The organism is Agrobacterium sp. SORGH_AS_0440, assembly GCF_031453135.1.
In the GTDB taxonomy this organism is placed as follows: Bacteria; Pseudomonadota; Alphaproteobacteria; order Rhizobiales; family Rhizobiaceae; genus Agrobacterium; species Agrobacterium pusense.
This window is the reverse complement of sequence record NZ_JAVIYR010000002.1, coordinates 1,225,605-1,246,148: the sequence shown is the minus strand read 5'-3', so window position 1 is coordinate 1,246,148 and position 20,544 is coordinate 1,225,605. Positions and strand designations below refer to the sequence as shown.

Below are 20,544 nucleotides of genomic sequence, written 5' to 3'. Positions count from 1 at the left end.
GAGCCGCTCACTCCAACCCCATGCCAAACCAAACGCTGCCGGGGGTTTCGTGGCTGTCCAGACGCTTGAAACCTCGGGTTTCCCAGAAACGCATTCCAGCCAGGTTGCGTTCGCTGGCGCCGAGATGGATGCCGTAGACGTTGTTCTGTCGGGCCATATCCAGCCAGCGCGACAGGAGCCGGGTGCCGCCGCCCTTACCCTGCGTGCGTGGCAAAAGGTTCATGTGTATGTGGGCGGGGAACGGATCTGTGAGCCAGGCCGGGGTGCGGCGTGGGTGGTGAATGAAATGGGCGCGGCGCTGGTCGGCGTCCCATGTCTGCTGGTCGCCCCCAGGATCGGCATAGATGGCGCGCAGATGCGGCCACCATTCCCGCTCCAGTCGCTCTTCATGCAGGGCCGTATCCAGCGCGCCGACGATGTAACCGCAGACGCCTTCCTCATCCTCGGCAACGAATACAGCATCCGGCCACAGATGCAGATAGGGCACGGAATAGATATGCCCCACCATGCGGCCATCGTTGTAAAGTGGCGTGGCATCCTGCCCGGCATCGCCGGTGGCGAGGCTTATGGCATAGAGCGCGTCTTCATCCTCGGAACGAGCGGAGCGAAAAGTCAGCATCGGCCGCCATCCTCCATTGCCGCGCCTCGATGTGCGAAGCTATCGTGACAGACAAGAATACGTCCTAGGCCATTGCTGTTTTTCAAATCCGAGACCCCTCCCGCCGGAACTGTAAATCCTTCATCCGCATCCATCGCTCAAGCTGCAGGCGGATAAAGAAGATCGATTATATAGGTCGGATCGAAGCGGGAATCGAGCATGCCGTAAGTATGCCGCCAGCCACCGGCAAGCCGGGTTTCGAGGAAGGCATCGGCAATCTTGCCGGCGCCGAGGCGGCAAAGCTCGGCGGCAGCGGCCGCAAGCGCGAACTGCTCCACCAAAAGGCGAGCTGCCCCCTCATCACGTTCGGCAAGTGCGATTGCGGCGCGCAGCACGTCCGTTGTCTTCTTCCCGGCGGGTCCGAGGTCACGCTCCAGCGTCTGGAAGACAAGATCGAACAGGTCCTTGCCGCGCTGAAGAACCCGCAGGACATCCAGCGCCATGACGTTGCCGGAGCCTTCCCAGATGGCATTGACGGGCGCTTCGCGATAGTGGCGGGCGATCGGCCGCTCTTCCACGTAACCGTTGCCGCCAAGGCATTCCATGGCTTCGTAGATAAGCGCCGGCGCAATCTTGCAGCACCAGTATTTCACGATCGGCGTCATCACCCGCGCATAGGCGGCCTCGGCCGGATTGTTGCGGGCGGCATCAAAAGCACTCGCCAACCTAAAGGACAAGGCGGTCGCCGCAGCGACGTCCAGCGCCATGTCGGCAAGCACGCGCGTCATGATCGGCTGGGTGACCAGCATCTTGCCGAAAACGGAGCGACCGCGGGCGTAGTGCACGGCTTCGGCGAGCGAGGCGCGCATCATGCCGGCCGACGCCAGCGCGCAATCGAGCCGCGTCAGCGTCACCATGTCGAGAATCGTGCGAATGCCGCTGCCGGGATCGCCGAGCAGATAACCGAAGGCATCGGTGAATTCGACTTCGGCGGATGCATTGGATCGATTGCCCAGCTTGTCCTTCAAACGCTGGAAGTGCAGGCCATTTTTCGAACCGTCCTCGAGATAACGCGGCACGAGGAAACAGCCCATGCCGTCACCCATCTGGGCCAGCATGACAAAACCGTCGCTCATCGGCGCAGACAGGAACCACTTGTGGCCTGAGAGACGGTAGATGCCCTCGCCCACCCGCTCTGCCGTGGTGCGGTTGGCGCGCACATCCGTGCCGCCCTGCTTTTCTGTCATGCCCATGCCGATGGTAACGGCAGTTTTCTGCAAGGCCGGCTTCTGTGCGGAATCATATTTGCGCGAGAGGATCTTCGGCGCCCATTCCTTCTGCACACGCGGAGACGCCATGATGGCGGCAACGGAGGCGCTGGTCATGGTCAGCGGGCAGAGATGACCGGCTTCCAGCTGCGAGGTCAGGTAGAACTTCGTGGCGCGGGCCTTGTGCTCGTTACCGCGCGTGTCGGGCGAGTTTTCCCACACGCTGGAATGCAGGCCCGAGGACATGGAACGGCGCATCAGCGCGTGCCAGGCCGGGTGGAATTCCACCTGGTCCAGACGCTCGCCCCGCGGGCCGTGTGTGTGCAGCTGCGGCACGCCCTGGTTCGCCATACGCGCCAGTTCCTGCGCCTCATGCGAGGTGACATAGCGGCCGATCTGATCGAACTCGTCCCTCAGATTGCGTGACAGGCCGGAGGTCAGATCGACGATCAGCGGATCGGAACGATAGGCGTTGATACCGGACCAGAGGCTGGGCTGGTTCAGTTCGGCGAGCTGTTCTTCTGTCCGGTTCATGCCTGTCATTCGCATCCTTCTATCGGGATTCGTGCTTTATTGCGTGTATATGCCAAAACCCGGCTTATCGCATGCTTGCCCGCAACGCCACCTGTCTTTATAGACCCGTTGACTATTGCGACCCGGAGGACAATTTCCATGGTCTTTTTTCCCCATCGCCATCTCCTCGGCATCAAGGGGCTTTCCCATCAGGATATTACCCTGCTTCTCGACAAGGCTGATGAGGCGGTGAAAATCAGCCGCCAGCGCGAGAAAAAGACCTCGACGCTTCGGGGCCTGACACAGATCAATCTCTTCTTCGAAGCTTCGACGCGGACGCAATCCTCCTTCGAACTTGCCGGAAAGAGGCTTGGTGCAGATGTGATGAACATGTCGGTCGGCAACTCCTCGGTGAAGAAGGGCGAAACGCTGATCGACACGGCGATGACGCTGAATGCCATGCGCCCGGATGTGCTTGTCGTGCGCCACTCCTCGGCCGGTGCCGCAGCGCTTCTCGCCCAAAAGGTCGCCTGCTCCGTGGTCAATGCCGGCGACGGCCAGCACGAGCACCCGACGCAGGCGCTGCTCGACGCGCTGACCATCCGCCGCGCCAAGGGCGAGCTTTCAGGTATCACCGTAGCGATCTGCGGCGACGTACTGCACTCGCGCGTTGCCCGCTCCAATATCATCCTTCTCAACCAGATGGGCGCGCGCGTTCGTGTCGTCGCCCCGGCCACGCTTCTTCCTTCGGGCATTCGCGACATGAGCGTGGAAGTCTTTCACGACATGAAGGAAGGGTTGAAGAATGCCGATGTGGTGATGATGCTGCGCCTCCAGCGTGAGCGCATGTCCGGCTCCTTCGTGCCTTCAGTGCGCGAATATTTCCATTATTACGGTCTGGATGCCGAAAAGCTGAAGGCGGCCAAGGAAGATGCGCTTGTCATGCATCCCGGCCCGATGAACCGCGGCGTGGAAATCGCCTCCGAAGTGGCCGATGGCCCGCAGAGCGTCATCGAAAGCCAGGTTGAAATGGGGGTCGCCGTGCGCATGGCCGTCATGGAAACCCTGCTTGTCTCGCAAAATCAGGGTGAGCGCGTATGAGTGCCGTTACCGTTCTCAAGAACCTCCGCATCGTCGATCCCTCCCGTAATCTCGACGAGAACGGCAGCATCGTCATCGGCGCCGATGGTACCATTCTTGCTTCAGGAAAAGACGCTCACAATCAGGGTGCGCCCGACGGTGCGACGGTGCGCGACTGCAAGGGTGTCGTGGCCGTTCCGGGTCTGGTGGATGCCCGCGTCTTCGTGGGTGAACCCGGTGCCGAACACCGCGAAACCATCGAATCCGCATCGCGTGCGGCAGCGGCCGGCGGCGTCACCAGCATCATCATGATGCCTGATACGGATCCCGTGATCGATGACATCGCCCTTGTCGAATATGTGAAAAAGACGGCGCGTGACAAGGCAATCGTCAATGTGCATCCGGCAGCCGCCCTGACCAAGGGTCTGCGGGGCGAGGAAATGACCGAATTCGGCATGCTGAAGGAAGCCGGTGCGGTGGCCTTCACCAACGGCCGCAAGGCGCTGTCCGATACGCTGGTGCTGCGCCGCGCCATGACCTATGCCCGTGAACTCGGCGCTGTCATCGCGCTCGAAACCCGCGACAAATATATCGGCGGCGGCGACATGAACGAGGGGCTTTTCGCGAGCTGGCTCGGCCTGTCAGGCGTTCCCAAGGAAGCCGAGATCATTCCGCTGGAGCGTGACCTGCGCATTGCCGGCCTGACGCAGGCGATCTACCACGCCGCCAAGATTTCCGTGCCGGAATCGGCAGAGGCGATCCGGGTTGCGCGGCAGCGGGGCGTGAAGGCCACCTGCGGCATTTCGATCAATCACCTGACGCTCAATGAAAACGATATCGGCGAATATCGCACTTTCTTCAAGCTCTCCCCGCCGCTGCGCGCCGAAGACGACCGCAAGGCAATGGTGGAAGCGCTGAAGGACGGCACGATCGATATCATCGTCTCTTCGCACGACCCGCAGGATGTCGATACCAAGCGCCTGCCGTTTTCGGATGCTGCGAGCGGTGCGGTCGGGCTCGAAACCATGCTGGCGGCGGCGCTGCGCCTCCACCACAGTGGTGAAGTTCCGCTGATGCGGCTTATAGATGCGCTCTCCACCCGCCCGGCCAAGATTTTCGGTCTCGATGCAGGAACGCTGAAAGCGGGTGCCCAGGCCGATATCACCCTGATCGACCTCGACGAACCGTGGCTCGTGGCCAAGGAACAGCTGGTCTCGAAATCCAAGAACACGCCGTTCGAGGATGCCCGGTTCAGCGGTCGCGCCATCGCCACTTATGTGGCTGGCAAAGCCGTTCATTCCTTGGCATAAGATCATCAACAGATCACGCGGCAGGCGGGACAGAGGGGATATTGAATGAGTGCTTTGACTGACTGGCAGACCGCGCCTGCCCTTCTCGCGCTTTCGGCGCTGATCGGCTATCTGTTGGGCTCCATTCCCTTCGGCCTCCTCCTGACCCGCATGGCCGGGCTGGGCGACGTGCGCAAGATCGGCTCCGGCAATATCGGCGCGACCAACGTGCTGCGCACCGGCAACAAGAAGCTCGCCGCCGCGACCCTGTTGCTGGACGCACTCAAGGGCACGGCGGCAGTTCTGGTCGCCAATGCGCTCTGGGGTTATGAGGCCTCCCTCGTAGCCGGTTTCTTCGCCTTTCTCGGCCATCTCTTTCCAGTCTGGCTGGGCTTCAAGGGCGGCAAGGGCGTGGCGACTTATATCGGGGTGCTGCTGGGCGCCGCTCCGCTAATGATGCTGGCCTTCGCGCTGATCTGGCTCGCGACCGCCTTCATCACCCGCTATTCGTCGCTCTCTGCGCTCGTGGCAATGCTGGTCATCCCCGTTGCCCTCTGGGTCCTCGGACCAGAAAAAACAGCGCTGCTCGTGACGCTGCTCAGCGTGATTTCCTGGTGGAAACATCGCGAGAACATTGCCCGGCTGCTGGCGGGCACCGAAAGCAGGATCGGTCAAAAGGGCTGAGGCCGTCTCGGGGATATGCCATGCCGCATGAGGAAACGACACGGCAGGGCATAGAGCTTTCCGCGCGGCAGCGGGTGGCGTGGCTACGGTTGATCCGCAGCGATAATATCGGTCCCGTCACCTTTCGCGAACTTATCAATCATTTCGGCAGCGCTGAAAAAGCGCTGGATGCGCTGCCCGAACTGTCGCGCCGTGGCGGTTCGTCGCGCAGTCCGCGCATCGCAACACAGGCAGAGGCGGAACGGGAGCTTGAGGCGGCCGAGAATTTCGGCGCGCGTTTCGTCGGCATCGGCGAACCGGATTATCCGCCGGCCCTGCGGCATGTGGACGGCGCGCCGCCGTTGATCGCCATGAAAGGATCGGCGGATACGGCGACGAGAGCCTGCGTCGGCATCGTCGGTTCGCGCAACGCTTCGATCAACGGCGCAAAATTCGCCGCCATGCTTGCGCGCGACTGTGGCCGCGCCGGTTATACGATCGCCTCGGGGCTGGCGCGCGGCATCGATGCGGCGGCCCACAGAGCGAGCCTTTCAACGGGCACTGTAGCAATGCTGGCAGGCGGTCTCGACCGCCCCTACCCGCAGGAAAATTTCGGACTTTTGCAGGAGATATACGGTCAGGGCGGCGCGACTATCAGCGAAATGCCTTTCGGCTGGGAGCCGCGCGCCCGGGATTTCCCGCGGCGCAACCGGTTGATCGCGGGCGTGTCACTCGGCGTCGTCATCGTCGAGGCGGCGGAGCGTTCGGGCTCGCTGATCACGGCGCGGCTTGCCGGTGAAGCGGGACGACTGGTGTTCGCCGTGCCCGGCTCGCCGCTCGACTTGCGCTGCGAAGGCACGAACCGGCTGATCAAGGAAGGTGCCATGCTGACTACGGGAGCGGCCGATATTCTTGATGCACTGCGACCATTGATGGAGCCGCAATTGCCCAATGACCGGAAGATCGAGGAACCGCAGCAGGACGCTGAAATGTCACCACCGGGAGACGACGAGCGCAGCATCATCGCCGCTGCTCTCGGTCCCTCGCCTGTGGAGATCGACGACATCATCAGACACACGGGTTTCTCCGCCGCCACCGTTCATCTGGTGCTGCTGGAGCTCGATATTGCCGGGCGTCTAAACCGGCATGCCGGGGGGCGCGTGTCGCTCTTCATCGCGGATTGAGAGTTTGCGCCTTCCGCTCTGGATATCACCGACTTCGACATAGGCCATCTCGATGAGATAGCACAGCATATCGGCACCTTCCCGGTGGGCCACCTGCCGCAGCTCCGCCAGCATCTGGCGGATGTAAGCCAAGTTCTCCCGGGTCCCCTCATTATCGGCATTATTGTTTGTTGCGTTCGGGACCATATATTTATCCTGAGAATGCCGGACTGAAACGAAGAGCGTCAAGTAGATTCAAATGATGTTGCCCATCATAACCAATTTACCAAAGATTGCAATACAACGATAGATTATCCATAGGTTGCAGTCGTCTCAAAGCGAGAAAATCGGGCTTGCCTCTTGACCAGCGGGCATTACCTGTCCATGTCGAATTATAAAGAAGGCCAATTGCGGCACCACGCTGCAACCGGGGCCACGTTAACGGACCAGTTCCAGAGAAGAACAATATGAATGTCGTCGTCGTAGAATCTCCTGCCAAAGCCAAGACGATCAACAAGTATCTTGGCTCGGGCTATAAGGTTCTTGCATCCTTTGGCCACGTCAGGGACCTTCCTGCCAAGGACGGATCGGTGTTGCCTGACCAGGATTTCGAAATGTCCTGGGAAGTTGACAGCGCCTCCGCCAAGCGCATGAAGGATATTGCCGATGCGGTAAAATCCTCCGACGGCCTCTTTCTGGCAACCGACCCGGATCGCGAAGGGGAAGCCATTTCCTGGCACGTTCTCGATCTTTTGAAGAAGAAGCGGGTTCTCGGCGACAAGCCGGTGAAGCGCGTCGTCTTCAACGCCATCACCAAGAAAGCGGTGCTGGACGCGATGGCGAACCCGCGCGACATCGATGTGCCGCTGGTGGACGCCTATCTCGCCCGCCGAGCGCTCGACTATCTCGTCGGCTTCAACCTCTCTCCGGTTCTGTGGCGCAAGCTGCCGGGTGCGCGTTCGGCCGGCCGGGTGCAGTCCGTGGCGCTGCGTCTCGTCTGCGATCGCGAATCCGAAATCGAGCGTTTCGTTTCCGAAGAATACTGGAACATCAGCGCACTTTTGAAGACACCGCGCGGTGACGAGTTCGAGGCTAGGCTGGTTTCGGCCGATGGCAAGCGATTGCAGAACCGCGCCATCAAGACCGGAGACGATGCGAACCGGCTGAAAGCGCTGCTCGAAGGCGCGACCTATGTGGTGGATAGCGTCGAGGCGAAACCCGTCAAACGCAATCCCAGCCCTCCCTTTACGACCTCGACGCTGCAGCAGGCGGCTTCTTCGCGGATGGGCTTCGGCGCCTCGCGCACCATGCAGGTGGCGCAGAAGCTTTATGAAGGCATTGATATCGGCGGCGAGACCGTTGGTCTGATTACCTATATGCGTACCGACGGCGTGCAGATGGCCCCGGAAGCGATCGATGCTGCGCGTAAGGCTATTGGCGAGCAGTTCGGTGACCGTTACGTGCCGGAAAAGGCGCGCTTTTACTCTACCAAGGCCAAAAACGCCCAGGAAGCGCACGAGGCGATCCGCCCGACCGATTTCAACCGCACACCGGATCAGGTGAAGCGTTACCTCGATGCCGACCAGCTGCGCCTTTACGAGCTGATCTGGAAACGCGGTATTGCGAGCCAGATGGCGTCAGCCGAAATCGAGCGCACAACGGTTGAAATTCTCGCCAGCAACGGCGGCGAGAAGGCTGGCCTGCGCGCCGTTGGCTCCGTCATCCGCTTCGACGGCTTTATCGCCGCTTATACCGACCAGAAGGAAGATGGCGAGCAGAGCGACGATGGTGACGACGAAGGCCGTCTGCCGCCGATCAATGAGCGCGAGAACCTCGCCAAGCAGAAGATCAATGCCAGCCAGCACTTCACCGAGCCGCCGCCGCGTTATTCGGAAGCGTCCCTGATCAAGAAGATGGAAGAACTCGGCATCGGCCGTCCTTCCACCTATGCGGCGACGCTGAAGACGCTGAGCGACCGCGAATATATCGTCATCGACAAGCGCAAGCTGGTGCCGCATTCGCGTGGCCGGCTGGTGACGGCTTTCCTCGAAAGCTTCTTCACCAAATACGTCGAGTATGATTTCACCGCCGCCCTTGAAGAAAAGCTCGACCGCATTTCCGCCGGCGAACTGGACTGGAAGCAGGTTCTTCGCGATTTCTGGAAGGATTTCTTTGCGCAGATCGAAGATACCAAGGAACTGCGCGTCACCAACGTGCTGGATGCGCTGAACGAGGTTCTGGCGCCGCTGGTGTTCCCGAAGCGCGAGGATGGTTCCGATCCGCGCATCTGTCAGGTTTGCGGCACCGGTAATCTGTCGCTGAAGCTCGGCAAATACGGTGCCTTTGTGGGTTGCTCGAACTACCCTGAGTGCAACTATACCCGCCAGCTGACCTCCGATGGCGCGGAAGCTGAAGCCGCTGCTCTCAACGAGCCGAAGGCGCTGGGCGCTGATCCCATGACCGGCGAGGAGCTGACGCTTCGCTCCGGCCGTTTCGGGCCCTATATCCAGCGCGGTGACGGCAAGGAAGCCAAGCGCTCCTCGCTGCCGAAGGGCTGGAAGCCTGAGGATATCGATCACGAAAAGGCGTTGGCGCTCATCAACCTGCCGCGCGATATCGGCAAGCACCCGGAAACCGGCAAGATGATCTCGGCTGGTCTCGGCCGTTACGGACCTTTCCTGCTGCATGATGGTTCCTATGCGAACTTGGAGAGTATCGAGGACGTGTTCTCGATCGGCCTCAACCGCGCCGTGACCGTGATTGCTGAAAAGCAGAGCAAGGGTCCGGGACGCGGCCGTAGCGGCACGCCCGCTGCTCTCAAAGAGTTGGGCGACCACCCTGATGGCGGCCCGATCACCGTTCGTGACGGGCGCTACGGCGCCTATGTGAACTGGGGCAAGGTCAACGCCACCATTCCCAAGGGGCAGGATCCGGCATCCGTGACGCTGGACGAGGCGCTCGTGTTGATCGCCGAGCGCATTGCCAAGACCGGCACCGGCGGCAAGCCCGCCAAGGCCAAGAAAACAACCGCCAAGAAGGCCGATGGTGACGCCGCTGCAAAGCCGAAGGCGACCAAGGCCAAGGCAGCGACAAAGAGCAAGACGGCCGCCAAGCCGAAGGCAGCGGCCAAACCCAAGAAGGCAGCAGAGTGAGCAAAGCGCCGCGTCAGAGACAGGGTTCCGCCAGCGACGGTTTCGGACGCACCGGGCGCGGCAAGCGGGTGAGCGAAGGTGAAGGCATCATCCACGGCGAGGTGCCTTCGCGCGAAGTGCTGCTGAAATTCATCGCAGATCATCCGCAACAGGCTTCCAAACGCGAAATTGCCAAGGCTTTCGGGCTGAAGGGTGAGAACCGCGTTGTCCTCAAGGCGCTGCTGAAGGAACTTGAAGTCGACGGCATGGTGCACAAGAGCCGCAAGTCGCTTACGCGACCGGGCGGCCTGCCGCCCGTGACGGTTCTCGACATCACGACCCGCGACAAGGACGGCGAGCTGATCGGCCGCCCGGCGGAATGGCCTGAGGATTTGGGCGCAGCGCCGGCTGTGCTGATCCGCCAGTCCTCGCAGGACCGTGGCAAGAAGGCCCCGGCCGCCGGTCTCGGCGACCGTATTCTCGCGAAAATCTTCCCCTCGAAGGAAAGCACCGGTCCCGCCTACACCGCCCGCGTCGTCAAGCTGATCGACCGCCGCCAGAATGCACTGCTCGGCGTGTTCAAGGAGACGCCCGGCGGCGGCGGACGGCTGATGCCAATCGATCGCCGCGGCGAGGAAATGGTCATCGATCCTGATGGCGTCGGCGATGCCAAGGATGGCGATCTGATCGAGGTCGAAACCTCGCGCAACAGCGGTCGTTACGGCCTGACGCGTGCCAAGGTTCTCTCGGTCATCGGCTCCGTCGCCTCGGAAAAGGCGATCTCCATGATCGCAATCCACGCCCACGGCATCCCGCATATATTCCCGCAGAATGTTCTTGCCGAAGCGGATGCGGCCAAGGCAGCGACGATGTCCCATCGCGAGGACTGGCGCGACCTGCCGCTCATCACGATCGATCCGGCCGACGCCAAGGATCACGACGATGCGGTCTATGCCGAACCGGACACATCGCCCGACAATCCCGATGGTGTCATCGTCACCGTCGCCATTGCCGATGTCTCCTGGTATGTTCGATCAGGTTCGCCGCTGGACCGTGAGGCGCTGAAACGCGGCAACTCCGTTTATTTCCCGGATCGCGTCGTACCGATGCTGCCGGAGCGTATTTCCAATGATCTCTGCTCGCTGAAGGAAGGGGTCGACCGCCCTGCCCTTGCCGTGCGCATGACCTTCTCGAAGGAAGGCCGCAAGGCCGGCCATACCTTCCATCGGATCATGATGAAGAGCGCCGCCAAGCTCTCCTACCAGCAGGCACAGGCGGCGATCGACGGCAAGCCCGACGACAAGACCGGACCGCTGCTGGAGCCGATCCTCAAGCCCCTGTGGCACGCCTATGAGGTGATGAAGCGAGGCCGTGACCGGCGCCAGCCGCTGGAACTCGACATGCCCGAGCGGAAGATCAAGCTTCGCCCTGACGGCACGGTCGACTCCGTGGTCATTCCCGAACGTCTCGATGCGCATAAGCTGATCGAAGAAATGATGATCCAGGCAAATGTCGCCGCCGCCGAGACGCTGGAAAAAAAGAAACAGCCGCTGGTTTACCGTGTCCACGATGCGCCCACGCTTTCCAAGCAGGAGGTGCTGCGCGAATTTCTCGGCACGATCGGCATCTCCATGGCCAAGGGTGCGGCCATGCGCGCCAATTCCTTCAACGGCATTCTGGCACGCGCTCTCGACACGCCGCACCAGATCATGGTCAACGAGATGGTGCTGCGCAGCCAGAGCCAGGCTATTTACAGCCCCGAAAATATCGGCCATTTCGGCCTGAACCTCATGAAATATGCCCATTTCACCTCGCCGATCCGCCGGTATGCCGACCTCATCGTGCATCGGGCGCTGGTGGGCTCTCTGGGGCTCGGTGAAGGCGGCATCACGCCACAGGAAGAAGCGACACTCGACGATATCGCCGCTGAAATCTCGACCTTCGAGCGCCGCGCCATGGCAGCAGAGCGCGACACCGTCAACCGACTGATCGCGCATCATCTTTCCGAGCGGGTCGGCGAGGAATTCGAGGGCCGGGTCGGCGGTGTCACCAAGGCGGGACTATTTGTCGCGCTTCCGCAGTTTGGCGCTGATGGTTTCGTTCCTATATCTACACTCGGAACGGATTATTTCCTGTATGACGAAGCCCATCAGGCTCTCACGGGGGAAAAGACCGGTCTTGGTTATCAGCTTGGCGACACAGTGCAGGTAAGGCTCGCGGAAGCGGTGCCGCTGGCGGGTGCGCTCAGATTCGATATGCTGAGTCCCGGGCGGAAGATGCCGGTGGGCGTGCGCTCGTTCCACAAGGCCGGACGGCGGACAGCACGGGCTGCCGCCAAGCCCGGAACACGGCCGCCGAGAAGGCGACGATAACAAAGCCGCCTCAGCGGTTGAACGGACGGGAAGGACTTAAGGATGAGTGCACATCAGGGCTCGGAGACAGTTACCTTCGGAGACGATAGCGCCGAGCGGCCGCTTGGCCGGTCCATCATGCGCGGCATGGCCAATCGCTGCCCGGCCTGTGGCAGCGGCCGCCTCTTCCGCGCCTGGCTGAAGCCGGTGGACGCCTGCGCGGCCTGCGGCGAGGAAATGCACCATCATCGATCGGACGACCTGCCACCCTATATCTCCATCGTCATCATCGGCCACATCGCGGTCGGCGGCTTCATGATGACGGACATGGTTCTAAACATTCCCATGTGGGCTCATTTCGCCATCTGGGTACCAATCACAATTCTGGCCGCGCTTCTGACGCTGCAGCCCATCAAGGGCGGCGTCATCGGTCTGCAATGGGCGCTGCGCATGCATGGCTTCGACGGGAAAAAACCGCAGATACAGATAGACGGCTCCTCGCACTGACGCGCGCGGGTCTTGTACATGCCCCGGCATTCCACCAAGGCGGAAGCGGCAAGCGCCCCATTGCGGCCGCGCGATGCCGCCTCCCTCATTCTGTTCGACCGATCCGGCCCGACGACACGGGTGCTGATGGGTCAGCGCAGCAGCGCCCACGTCTTCATGCCCGGCACTTATGTCTTTCCAGGCGGCAAACGCGATCCGCGCGACCATGCGCTGCCCTTTTCCGGCGATCTGCATCCCGCTGTCCTTGACAGCCTGACGGCGTCGGCTTCGCGGCGCCTGAGCGTCGCCGGGGCAAGGGCGCTGGCGCTTGCCGCCGCGCGCGAACTTGTGGAGGAAACCGGGGTCGAGCTTGGGCCGGCCACTGAAGGTCCGGACCTCTCCTGTTTCCGCTATGTGGCGCGCGCCATCACACCGCCCGGCAATGTCAGGCGTTACGACACGCGATTCTTTTGCTGTTATGCCGACGAATTGCGGCTGGATATCCGGCTAACCCGGGATTCCGAAGAGCTTCACAACGTGCAATGGCTTGACATGACAGACCTTTCCGGTCTGAACATGCCGAAAATCACGCGTACGGTTCTCGAAGATGTCACAAATTTCATGATAGGTGATCCCTCACTGCCCTATGAAAGCCCCGCGCGGCTTTATGTCACGCGCCACGGCCGGTTCATTCGAGACTTTGTATAAAGGCCGTCATGTCACAAATGAAATGCGAAGAAGCGGATGCCATTCACTGGCCCTCACTGATCGCCGCCATTTCCGCCATCAGTGCGGTCGGCGTCGCCATAGGCCTTGGCCTGCCGCTCCTGTCGATCATCCTTGAGAAACGTGGCATCTCCTCCACCATGATCGGGGTGAACTCGGCCATGGCCGGCGTCGCGGCCATGATGGCGGCCCCGGTGACCACCAAGATCGCGCATGATTTTGGCGTGGCCCGCACCATGTTGTTTGCGGTTTTCATCTCCGCGCTGAGCGCGCTCGGCTTTTATTTCGCCGATGCTTTCTGGATGTGGTTTCCGCTGCGAATCGTCTTCCATGGCGCAACCACCACGCTCTTCATCCTCTCCGAATACTGGATCAACATGACGGCGCCGCCGAAGAAGCGCGGTATGGTTCTCGGCATCTACGCCACCGGCCTTGCGGTCGGTTTTGCCGTTGGTCCGCTTCTGTTTTCGGCGGTTGGCAGCGAAGGCATCCTGCCTTTCCTCGTCGGGGCGGCAATCATATTGCTCGCGGCAATTCCCATCTTCATGGCGCGTGGTGAGAGTCCGGAACTGGACGAGCGGCCCAACCACCATTTCGTCCGTTATGTCTGGCTGGTGCCGATGGCATCAGCCGCCGCTTTCGTCTTCGGCTCGGTACAGGCGGGCGGCCTTTCGCTGTTTCCGATCTATGCCACCAGGGAAGGCTTCAACGAATCGCAGGCGGCCCTTCTCCTTACCGTGATGGGCATTGGCAACATGGTCTTCCAGATACCGATCGGCCTGCTTTCTGACAGGATGAAAGACCGGCGGACGATGCTGGGCCTGATGGCCCTTGCCGGTGTCTGCGGCACGCTGGCCCTGCCGTTCCTGGTGGAAAGCTGGATCCTGGTGGCGGCACTGCTGCTGTTCTGGGGCGGCCTCGTTTCCGGCATGTATACGGTCGGCCTTACCCATCTCGGGTCGCGTCTGAAGGGTGCCGACCTGGTGGCCGCAAATGCCGCCTTCATCTTCTGTTACGCCATTGGTACGATCGCGGGGCCGCAGGCCGTGGGCATTTCCATGGACGTCGCCGGAACCGACGGCTTCGCCTGGTCGCTGGCGGTATTTTTCGGGCTCTACGTGGTCCTTTATGCCGTCCGTTTTGTTTTCCGGGCAAAACAGGCTTGACTTTTCAGGCGCGATACGTAGTTTCGCGCCAGATTTAGCCGAGGTGAGAAGCGCCTGCGGCTTCTCTTTTGTTTAAAGGCAGGACGACCATGGCGAAAGCTACAACAATCAAGATCAAGCTGCTGTCGACAGCCGACACCGGTACTTTCTACGTCACCACCAAGAACAGCCGTACGTTCACGGACAAGATGACGAAGACGAAGTACGACCCGGTTGTACGCAAGCACGTCGAATTCAAGGAAACCAAGATCAAGTAATTTCTTGATCGGTGTTCCGGCAAAAGCGCGCCCCCACGGGCGCGTTTTTTGTTTATGCGGATACAGGCCATTCGCTCAGCAGAACGCCCTGTCGACACGGCTTCACGCCTGGCCGGCTGCCCCACCTGATTTTCTCCGCCGCGCCGGCGACAACATATGTTGCAGGTTTGATACCACTGCCCCCCGTCAGCGGCCACAGGCCGTCCGATTGCCCGGCGGGGCAACGGAAAACGCCGACGGCTACCCCTACGATGTGGACCGTGATTGTAAGAGAAAGCGACGGCGTGTCGACTTCACGGCGTTGGGAATCCCGCCGATCTTTTCAAAGCGAGCGATGCTCCAACGCATCAAGCAGGGAGTAAGGCGGCCGGCCAACGATGCGTTACGGCACGAGGAACCGAATCGAACATCGTCAGCCGACCGACCCCACGATTCAGGAGATGCGGCGGACCTGAGCATCATGGGGCATTCAAACTACGCAATACCAGCCCCTGACAAGCGAAACCGCAGCGGCACACGCCGCTCTCATTCCATCATCAAAAGACGGAAGAACCGCCGGAAGAACTGTTACTCTCAACAAGGAGTGTGCGCAGAAGTAAAATAAAAATCAACAAATTCTTAAGCCAGCGACAAGTCACCTGAAAAACATGGTTAAATATACAACGCTGGCACACTATAGTTTTTCACGAGATTGAATTCAATATATTTTTCAACTTGAAATCTAGTTGCCTCGCGCGATTTCGCCTTTTCATTGCATGAAGTTAAAATACAGGCGAAGTCAGGGACTTGGCTCCTAAAGGCCGGGCTTTCCTTTACCGTTTTCTTGAGACGTCCGAAATTATTTTGGACGGCGGTGCAATTCTCCCGCACCGCTACTTCGCAAAGCCGTTCAGGCGGCCGCCGATACGACGCGGTTTCGGCCGGCGTGTTTAGCCTCGTAAAGCGCCCTGTCAGCCTGCCTCAGCAGTTCGTCCGGCGTTCCAAAGGCGCCGCTGCCGGATGCTATGCCGAGCGATGCCGTGATGCTCAGTTCACGATCGATGGAACGGACGTAGAAAGGCTTGTCTTCCACGATCGTCCGCAGGCGTTCGGCAACGCTCGCAGCAAGCTCTATCGGCGTGTCCGGCATGACGACGACAAATTCCTCGCCGCCGTAGCGGCAGGCGAGATCGGCGCCGCGGACCGTGCTGCGGATGCGTGCCGCAAATTCCCGCAGGACTTCGTCACCCACATCATGACCATAGGTATCATTGACCAGCTTGAAGCGATCTATATCGGTCATGCAGATGGAGATCGGGCGGCCGCGGACAGCGGCGCGGTCGAAGAGTATCTTGAGATGATTGTCGAGATAACGACGATTGTTGAGGCCGGTCAGGCCGTCAACGATGGCGAGCTCCATGGTGTGCTGGAGATTGAGCCGCAGATGTTCATTGTAGCGTTTGCGCCTGATCTGCGTCAGCGATCGGGCAACGAGTTCGTTGGGATCGATCGGACGAAGGATGTAATCGTTGACGCCGAGATCCAGCGCGCGCGCCACCATGTCGTCGGCCCCCTGCTCCGCCACGAGGAGCAACGGAAGGAAACGGGTCCGCTCCAGCGAGCGAAGCTGCGAGCACAGTCTCAGCGGATCGTAATCTTCGAAATTCGAATTGACGATGACAAGCTCGAAGGGATTGCCTGTTGCCTTGAGCAGGGCCGCCTGCGGCTCCGTGACGGCATCCACCTCTGCGACCGGCTTCAGCGCCCGAACGATGCGCTCCTGCGAGCTGGCGCGGCCATCCGCAACCAGAATCCGGCCCGGCGTCTGCATCAGCCCATCGCTGCGCAGCATCTCTTCGATGCCAATCTGACGGGCCGCTTCGGCGCGCACGCGCAATTCGTCGCTAACGGCCTTCAGGCGCACCAGGCTTTTGACGCGGGCGATCAACTGCAGGTCATTAACCGGCTTGGTCAGGAAATCATCGGCGCCAGCCTTCAGACCCCGCACGCGATCCGAGGGCTGATCCAGCGCCGTGACCATCACAACGGGGATATGCGCCGTATCCGGATTGGCTTTCAGCCTTTCGCAGACTTCGAAACCATCCATCCCCGGCATCATGATATCGAGGAGGATGATATCGACCTGCTCTTTATCGCAGATGGCAAGCGCCTTGAAGCCATCCTCGGCGGTAACGACATCGAAATACTCCGCCACCAGCCGGGCTTCGAGAAGCTTCACATTGGCCGGAATATCGTCAACAACCAGAACTCTCGCCGTCATAACCGTTCCCCAGTCGCCTCACGCATCGCCCAGATAAGTCTTGATGACTTCAATGAACTTCGGGACGGAAATCGGCTTCGACACATAGGCCTCACATCCGCCCTGGCGAATGCGCTCCTCGTCTCCCTTCATGGCGAAAGCGGTGACCGCGATGACCGGAATGACATGCAACTCGTCATCTTCCTTCAGCCACTTCGTCACCTCCAGCCCCGAAACCTCCGGCAGCTGGATATCCATGAGGATCAGATCCGGCCGGTGCTTGCGGGCGAGATCGAGCGCTTCCATGCCGTTGCGTGTCTGGATCGTCGTATAACCAGACGCCTCGATCAGGTCGCGAAAGAGCTTCATGTTCAGCTCATTGTCTTCGACTATCATGACCTGCTTGGGCATGGTGAGCAGTCCCCGTTTCGCTTTGAAACCTTCACCCAGACATATAAGTTGGCTGAGAACCGATTCCATCGTCCATTTGTTGCGCAAGGCTAGAGGGATTTGGTTTCAAAATAGGTAACTTCAGGTGAGAAATGCTGCGCGATACAAAAAACAAAGGCAATGCCAGCCAGGATCCGCAAGAAACGGCGGCCGCCATACTTGGCTGGCTGGCAAACGAGCCGGAAATGCTGGGACGCTTTCTGGCGTTGAGCGGATTACAGGCCAATATGCTGCGCCAGGCCGTCAGCGATCCAGGTTTTGTGGCGGGACTCACCGATTTCCTGATGAGCCACGAACCCGATCTCATGGCGTTCTGCGCCGCGACTGACACGTCGCCCGAAACGGTGGCTGCGGCCTGGCACCACTTTTCCGGACCCGGGCTGGATTCGGGTGTGTATTAAGGGAAGAGCCCTTGAGCCGTTGTTACAACCGGAGTATGGTCGGCGACGTTCTGGTTTTGTTTTCGGCCCATGTCCACGTCGTATCCTTATGATCCCGGTTTTTGCCGCGACTGTCTGGTCGGCCAGCCAGAGGGGCTTAGACGTTGCCGTGCCTGCGGGAGCCCGCGGCTTGTCTATCACGCCGAACTCTACGGTCTGAGCATCGCCCATATCGATTGCGATGCCTTTTATGCCTCCGTTGAAAAGCGGGATAATCCGGAACTGGCCGATAAACCTGTCATCATTGGCGGCGGCAAGCGCGGGGTGGTTTCCACGGCCTGTTATATTGCCCGTATTCAGGGCGTGCGCTCTGCTATGCCCATGTTCAAGGCGCTTGAAGCCTGTCCAGACGCCGTGGTCATCAAACCTGACATGGAGAAATACAGTCGTGTCGGGCGCGAAATCAGGGCGATGATGCAGGAGTTGACGCCGCTGGTGCAGCCGCTTTCCATAGACGAGGCGTTTCTCGATCTTTCAGGCACCGAGAAGTTGCATCACGATCCACCTGCGCGCGTGCTGGCGAAATTTGTCCGGCGCGTGGAAAAGGAAGTGGGGGTGACGGTTTCAGCCGGGCTTTCCTACTGTAAATTTCTCGCCAAGGTCGCGTCCGACCTGCAAAAGCCCCGCGGCTTTTCCGTGATTGGCGAAGCGGAAGCGCTGTCGTTTCTTGCGGCGCGGCCGGTCACGACCATCTGGGGCGTGGGCAAGGCCTTCGCGGCGACGCTGGAGGCCGACGGCATCCGCATGATCGCACAGCTGCAGGAGATGCAGGAAAGCGAGCTGATGCGCCGTTATGGCGTGATGGGCCAGCGGCTCTTCCGGCTGTCGCGCGGCATTGACGAGCGGCATGTACACAATAACGACCCTGCCAAAAGCGTCTCCTCCGAAACCACCTTCTTCAACGATATTTCCCGCCATGAGGACCTTGTGCCGATCCTGCGGTCGCTCTCGGAAAAAGTCGCCTGGAGGCTCAAGAAAAATGGCATTGCCGGCCATACGGTTGTCTTGAAAATGAAGACGGCCGACTTCAGGATTCGCACCCGTAATCGCAAGCTGGACGACCCCACGCAGCTAGCCGACCGAATTTTCCGTACCGGCCTCTCATTGCTCGAAAAGGAAACCGACGGCACGAGATTTCGCCTCCTCGGCATCGGCGTCAGCGATCTGCGCGATGCCGGCCTTGCCGATCCTCCCGATCTCGTCGACAGACAGGCGGGGCGCCGGGCCGCGGCGGAAGCGGCAATGGACAAGCTGCGCGACAAGTTCGGCAAGGGCAGCGTCGAGACCGGCTATACGTTTGGCTCGCGGAAATAACCGAACCCGTTAAGCCCTTCGGCCGACATATCGGCGCATCGATCTCCCGAACTATTTATTTTAGATTTTACACAAATTAGTGATAGCGCGGCAGCGCCGCCCTTAAACTTCATTAAACTTAGCGTGGTTGAGTGAGGGAAGTTTTGTGCATGTGGTGTATTGCGTCATGTCCCTTCGCCTCCGTCTTATGGCCGGCATGCTGTCGGCCAGCATTCTTGCCTTTCCGGCGCTCGCCGCTGACAGCAGGTCCCTGCAGATACTTGTATCGAAAAGTGACCAGTCGCTCGCGCTTTATGAAAATGGTGAAATCATCGCCACCTCCAAAGTCTCGACCGGCAAGGCCGGGCATGAGACACCGAGCGGCATATTCTCCATTCTAGAGAAGCGGAAATACCACGAGTCGAATATCTATTCGGCCGCCCCCATGCCGTTCATGCAGCGACTGACCTGGTCCGGCATCGCGCTGCACGAGGGTAAGGTGCCGAACTATCCGGCGTTCCCACGGCTGTGTGCGTCTGCCTTCCAAATTCGCGAAGTCACTCTTCGGTGATACGCGTACCGGGGTGCATGTCATCATCACCGACCGCCCGGTCTCGCTGCGCTTTGTGCAACATCCGGCGCTGTTTTCGCCGCGTGACGACGCAGATGACGGCAAGCTGCTTCTGTCGGATGTAGAGTTGCGGCCCGCGAGCTTCGATGCGGCTCTGGGCGCGGTCGAAGTCGCCGTCAATGAAAAAACCCAGGCCATCAAATCGACGGGGAAGGCGAGAGAGCCTTCACCGCTGCGCATTCTCATCACAAGGCGTGGCGAGCGGGAAAGGGTAATGGATATTCAGACCGTGCTGACCCGTCTCGGCTTCGATGCCGGTTCGGCCGACGGTTATGCCGGGGAGATGACGATCAGCGCTATCAACGGTTTCAAGCGGTGGAAGGGGCTGAAAACGTCAGGGCCCCTTCTGACCGACGCTTTCGTGGCGGCGCTTTATGCCTCCGCCGGTGAAGACCACCCGCCAACCGGGCAGATCATGGTGCGGCAGGACTTCAAGCCGCTTTTTGAGGCCGCCATCGACATCAAGGACCCGGAAGTCGCGCTCGGAACCCATTTTTTCGAGGCGGTGTCCGTGGATCGCGCTGCCGGAACCGCCGAATGGAACGGCGTAACGCTCGACAATCATCTGCCAGCCGCTGCCCGCAAGCGGCTCGGCATCACCGTTACCGAAGCGCCCGGCGGTTTCGACCAGTTAAGTGCCGTGCTCAGCCGTCTCGACATTCCGCAGGACATACGCGCCCGGATTGAGCAGGAACTCTCAAGCGGAAGCTCCATCACCGTTTCCGACCTCAGTCACCAGATGGAGACAGGATCGGGAACGGACTTCATCACCGTGACGAAGGAAGGGCCGGTCTGAGCGA

General features: G+C 60.3%; 17 protein-coding genes and 1 pseudogene. 13 read left to right on the top strand and 5 right to left on the bottom strand.

Features of this window, described 5'->3' with window-relative positions; translation table 11 throughout:
- Positions 1-7 precede the first annotated feature (7 nt).
- Together QE453_RS15395 and QE453_RS15390 are read right to left on the bottom strand one after the other, a co-directional pair.
- Positions 8-619, bottom strand: coding sequence for a GNAT family N-acetyltransferase (locus tag QE453_RS15395; protein ID WP_004441384.1), 612 nt, complete (start codon positions 617-619; stop codon positions 8-10).
- A gap of 137 nt (positions 620-756) precedes the next feature.
- Positions 757-2,409, bottom strand: a complete 1,653-nt coding sequence (locus tag QE453_RS15390; protein ID WP_004441382.1) for an acyl-CoA dehydrogenase family protein — start codon at positions 2,407-2,409, stop codon at positions 757-759.
- A gap of 129 nt (positions 2,410-2,538) precedes the next feature.
- On the opposite strand from QE453_RS15390, the gene QE453_RS15385 reads away from it, so the two are divergent.
- The 4 genes from QE453_RS15385 to dprA are packed head-to-tail and all read left to right on the top strand — an operon-like array spanning position 2,539 to position 6,595.
- Entirely contained in the window at positions 2,539-3,480 is a 942-nt protein-coding gene (locus tag QE453_RS15385; protein ID WP_003502441.1) for an aspartate carbamoyltransferase catalytic subunit, read from the top strand.
- On the top strand, positions 3,477-4,769 hold the full coding sequence (locus QE453_RS15380) for a dihydroorotase (protein ID WP_004441379.1): 1,293 nt from the start codon (positions 3,477-3,479) through the stop codon (positions 4,767-4,769). Before QE453_RS15385 ends, QE453_RS15380 begins: the two co-directional genes overlap by 4 nt.
- Before the next feature lie 45 nt (positions 4,770-4,814).
- Complete coding sequence (gene plsY / locus QE453_RS15375) at positions 4,815-5,432, top strand: glycerol-3-phosphate 1-O-acyltransferase PlsY (RefSeq protein WP_004441376.1); 618 nt, start codon at positions 4,815-4,817, stop codon at positions 5,430-5,432.
- Positions 5,433-5,452: 20 nt separating this feature from the next.
- A complete protein-coding gene (dprA, locus tag QE453_RS15370) occupies positions 5,453-6,595 on the top strand; it encodes a DNA-processing protein DprA (protein WP_004441374.1) in 1,143 nt (380 codons plus the stop codon).
- Here the strand turns inward: dprA and QE453_RS15365 are convergent.
- Entirely contained in the window at positions 6,548-6,781 is a 234-nt protein-coding gene (locus tag QE453_RS15365; protein ID WP_004441372.1) for a hypothetical protein, read from the bottom strand. The two genes, dprA and QE453_RS15365, sit on opposite strands and share 48 nt — an antisense overlap.
- 260 nt (positions 6,782-7,041) lie before the next feature.
- Here QE453_RS15365 and topA point away from each other — a divergent pair, with 260 nt between their 5' ends.
- From topA to rpmG, 6 genes are all read left to right on the top strand, one after another.
- Positions 7,042-9,726, top strand: a complete 2,685-nt coding sequence (gene topA / locus QE453_RS15360) for a type I DNA topoisomerase (protein WP_112554944.1) — start codon at positions 7,042-7,044, stop codon at positions 9,724-9,726.
- Positions 9,723-12,077 carry a ribonuclease R gene (rnr, locus tag QE453_RS15355; protein ID WP_037089085.1) on the top strand — a complete coding sequence of 785 codons (2,355 nt, stop codon included), beginning with the start codon at positions 9,723-9,725 and terminating at the stop codon, positions 12,075-12,077. Before topA ends, rnr begins: the two co-directional genes overlap by 4 nt.
- Positions 12,078-12,119: 42 nt before the next feature.
- On the top strand, positions 12,120-12,563 hold the full coding sequence (locus QE453_RS15350; RefSeq protein WP_004441365.1) for a DUF983 domain-containing protein: 444 nt from the start codon (positions 12,120-12,122) through the stop codon (positions 12,561-12,563).
- 18 nt (positions 12,564-12,581) lie between these two features.
- Complete coding sequence (locus QE453_RS15345; protein ID WP_022556046.1) at positions 12,582-13,250, top strand: NUDIX hydrolase; 669 nt, start codon at positions 12,582-12,584, stop codon at positions 13,248-13,250.
- 17 nt (positions 13,251-13,267) lie between these two features.
- The gene (locus tag QE453_RS15340) at positions 13,268-14,434 is read left to right on the top strand and encodes an MFS transporter (protein WP_006698003.1); all 1,167 of its coding nucleotides are present in this window, start codon (positions 13,268-13,270) and stop codon (positions 14,432-14,434) included.
- A gap of 89 nt (positions 14,435-14,523) precedes the next feature.
- Positions 14,524-14,691: a 50S ribosomal protein L33 gene (rpmG, locus tag QE453_RS15335; protein ID WP_003496403.1), complete on the top strand. Its 168-nt coding sequence runs from the start codon at positions 14,524-14,526 to the stop codon at positions 14,689-14,691.
- An 889-nt stretch (positions 14,692-15,580) separates the two neighbouring features.
- Here the strand turns inward: rpmG and QE453_RS15330 are convergent.
- Together QE453_RS15330 and QE453_RS15325 are read right to left on the bottom strand one after the other, a co-directional pair.
- A complete protein-coding gene (locus tag QE453_RS15330; protein WP_004441356.1) occupies positions 15,581-16,951 on the bottom strand; it encodes a PleD family two-component system response regulator in 1,371 nt (456 codons plus the stop codon).
- 18 nt (positions 16,952-16,969) lie between these two features.
- Entirely contained in the window at positions 16,970-17,341 is a 372-nt protein-coding gene (locus QE453_RS15325) for a response regulator (protein WP_003521498.1), read from the bottom strand.
- A 131-nt stretch (positions 17,342-17,472) separates the two neighbouring features.
- Here QE453_RS15325 and QE453_RS15320 point away from each other — a divergent pair, with 131 nt between their 5' ends.
- From QE453_RS15320 to QE453_RS15310, 3 genes and pseudogenes are all read left to right on the top strand, one after another.
- Positions 17,473-17,781, top strand: coding sequence for a DUF3572 domain-containing protein (locus QE453_RS15320; RefSeq protein ID WP_309777379.1), 309 nt, complete (start codon positions 17,473-17,475; stop codon positions 17,779-17,781).
- A gap of 69 nt (positions 17,782-17,850) precedes the next feature.
- Complete coding sequence (locus QE453_RS15315; RefSeq protein ID WP_309777378.1) at positions 17,851-19,134, top strand: DNA polymerase IV; 1,284 nt, start codon at positions 17,851-17,853, stop codon at positions 19,132-19,134.
- Between the two features lie 166 nt (positions 19,135-19,300).
- Positions 19,301-20,540 (top strand): annotated as a pseudogene (locus QE453_RS15310) (L,D-transpeptidase family protein).
- Positions 20,541-20,544 lie beyond the last annotated feature (4 nt).

What these genes read in the sequence shown, in the direction of transcription:
- QE453_RS15320 (WP_309777379.1), top strand. Translation starts at nt 17,473, where the DNA reads ATGCTGCGCGATACAAAAAACAAAGGCAATGCCAGCCAGGATCCGCAA.
- QE453_RS15380 (WP_004441379.1), top strand. Translation starts at nt 3,477, where the DNA reads ATGAGTGCCGTTACCGTTCTCAAGAACCTCCGCATCGTCGATCCCTCC.
- QE453_RS15385 (WP_003502441.1), top strand. Translation starts at nt 2,539, where the DNA reads ATGGTCTTTTTTCCCCATCGCCATCTCCTCGGCATCAAGGGGCTTTCC.
- dprA (WP_004441374.1), top strand. Translation starts at nt 5,453, where the DNA reads ATGCCGCATGAGGAAACGACACGGCAGGGCATAGAGCTTTCCGCGCGG.
- rpmG (WP_003496403.1), top strand. Translation starts at nt 14,524, where the DNA reads ATGGCGAAAGCTACAACAATCAAGATCAAGCTGCTGTCGACAGCCGAC.
- QE453_RS15390 (WP_004441382.1), bottom strand. Translation starts at nt 2,409, where the DNA reads ATGACAGGCATGAACCGGACAGAAGAACAGCTCGCCGAACTGAACCAG.
- QE453_RS15340 (WP_006698003.1), top strand. Translation starts at nt 13,268, where the DNA reads ATGAAATGCGAAGAAGCGGATGCCATTCACTGGCCCTCACTGATCGCC.
- topA (WP_112554944.1), top strand. Translation starts at nt 7,042, where the DNA reads ATGAATGTCGTCGTCGTAGAATCTCCTGCCAAAGCCAAGACGATCAAC.
- plsY (WP_004441376.1), top strand. Translation starts at nt 4,815, where the DNA reads ATGAGTGCTTTGACTGACTGGCAGACCGCGCCTGCCCTTCTCGCGCTT.
- QE453_RS15325 (WP_003521498.1), bottom strand. Translation starts at nt 17,341, where the DNA reads ATGCCCAAGCAGGTCATGATAGTCGAAGACAATGAGCTGAACATGAAG.
- QE453_RS15395 (WP_004441384.1), bottom strand. Translation starts at nt 619, where the DNA reads ATGCTGACTTTTCGCTCCGCTCGTTCCGAGGATGAAGACGCGCTCTAT.
- QE453_RS15350 (WP_004441365.1), top strand. Translation starts at nt 12,120, where the DNA reads ATGAGTGCACATCAGGGCTCGGAGACAGTTACCTTCGGAGACGATAGC.
- QE453_RS15315 (WP_309777378.1), top strand. Translation starts at nt 17,851, where the DNA reads ATGTCCACGTCGTATCCTTATGATCCCGGTTTTTGCCGCGACTGTCTG.
- QE453_RS15345 (WP_022556046.1), top strand. Translation starts at nt 12,582, where the DNA reads ATGCCCCGGCATTCCACCAAGGCGGAAGCGGCAAGCGCCCCATTGCGG.
- QE453_RS15365 (WP_004441372.1), bottom strand. Translation starts at nt 6,781, where the DNA reads ATGGTCCCGAACGCAACAAACAATAATGCCGATAATGAGGGGACCCGG.
- QE453_RS15330 (WP_004441356.1), bottom strand. Translation starts at nt 16,951, where the DNA reads ATGACGGCGAGAGTTCTGGTTGTTGACGATATTCCGGCCAATGTGAAG.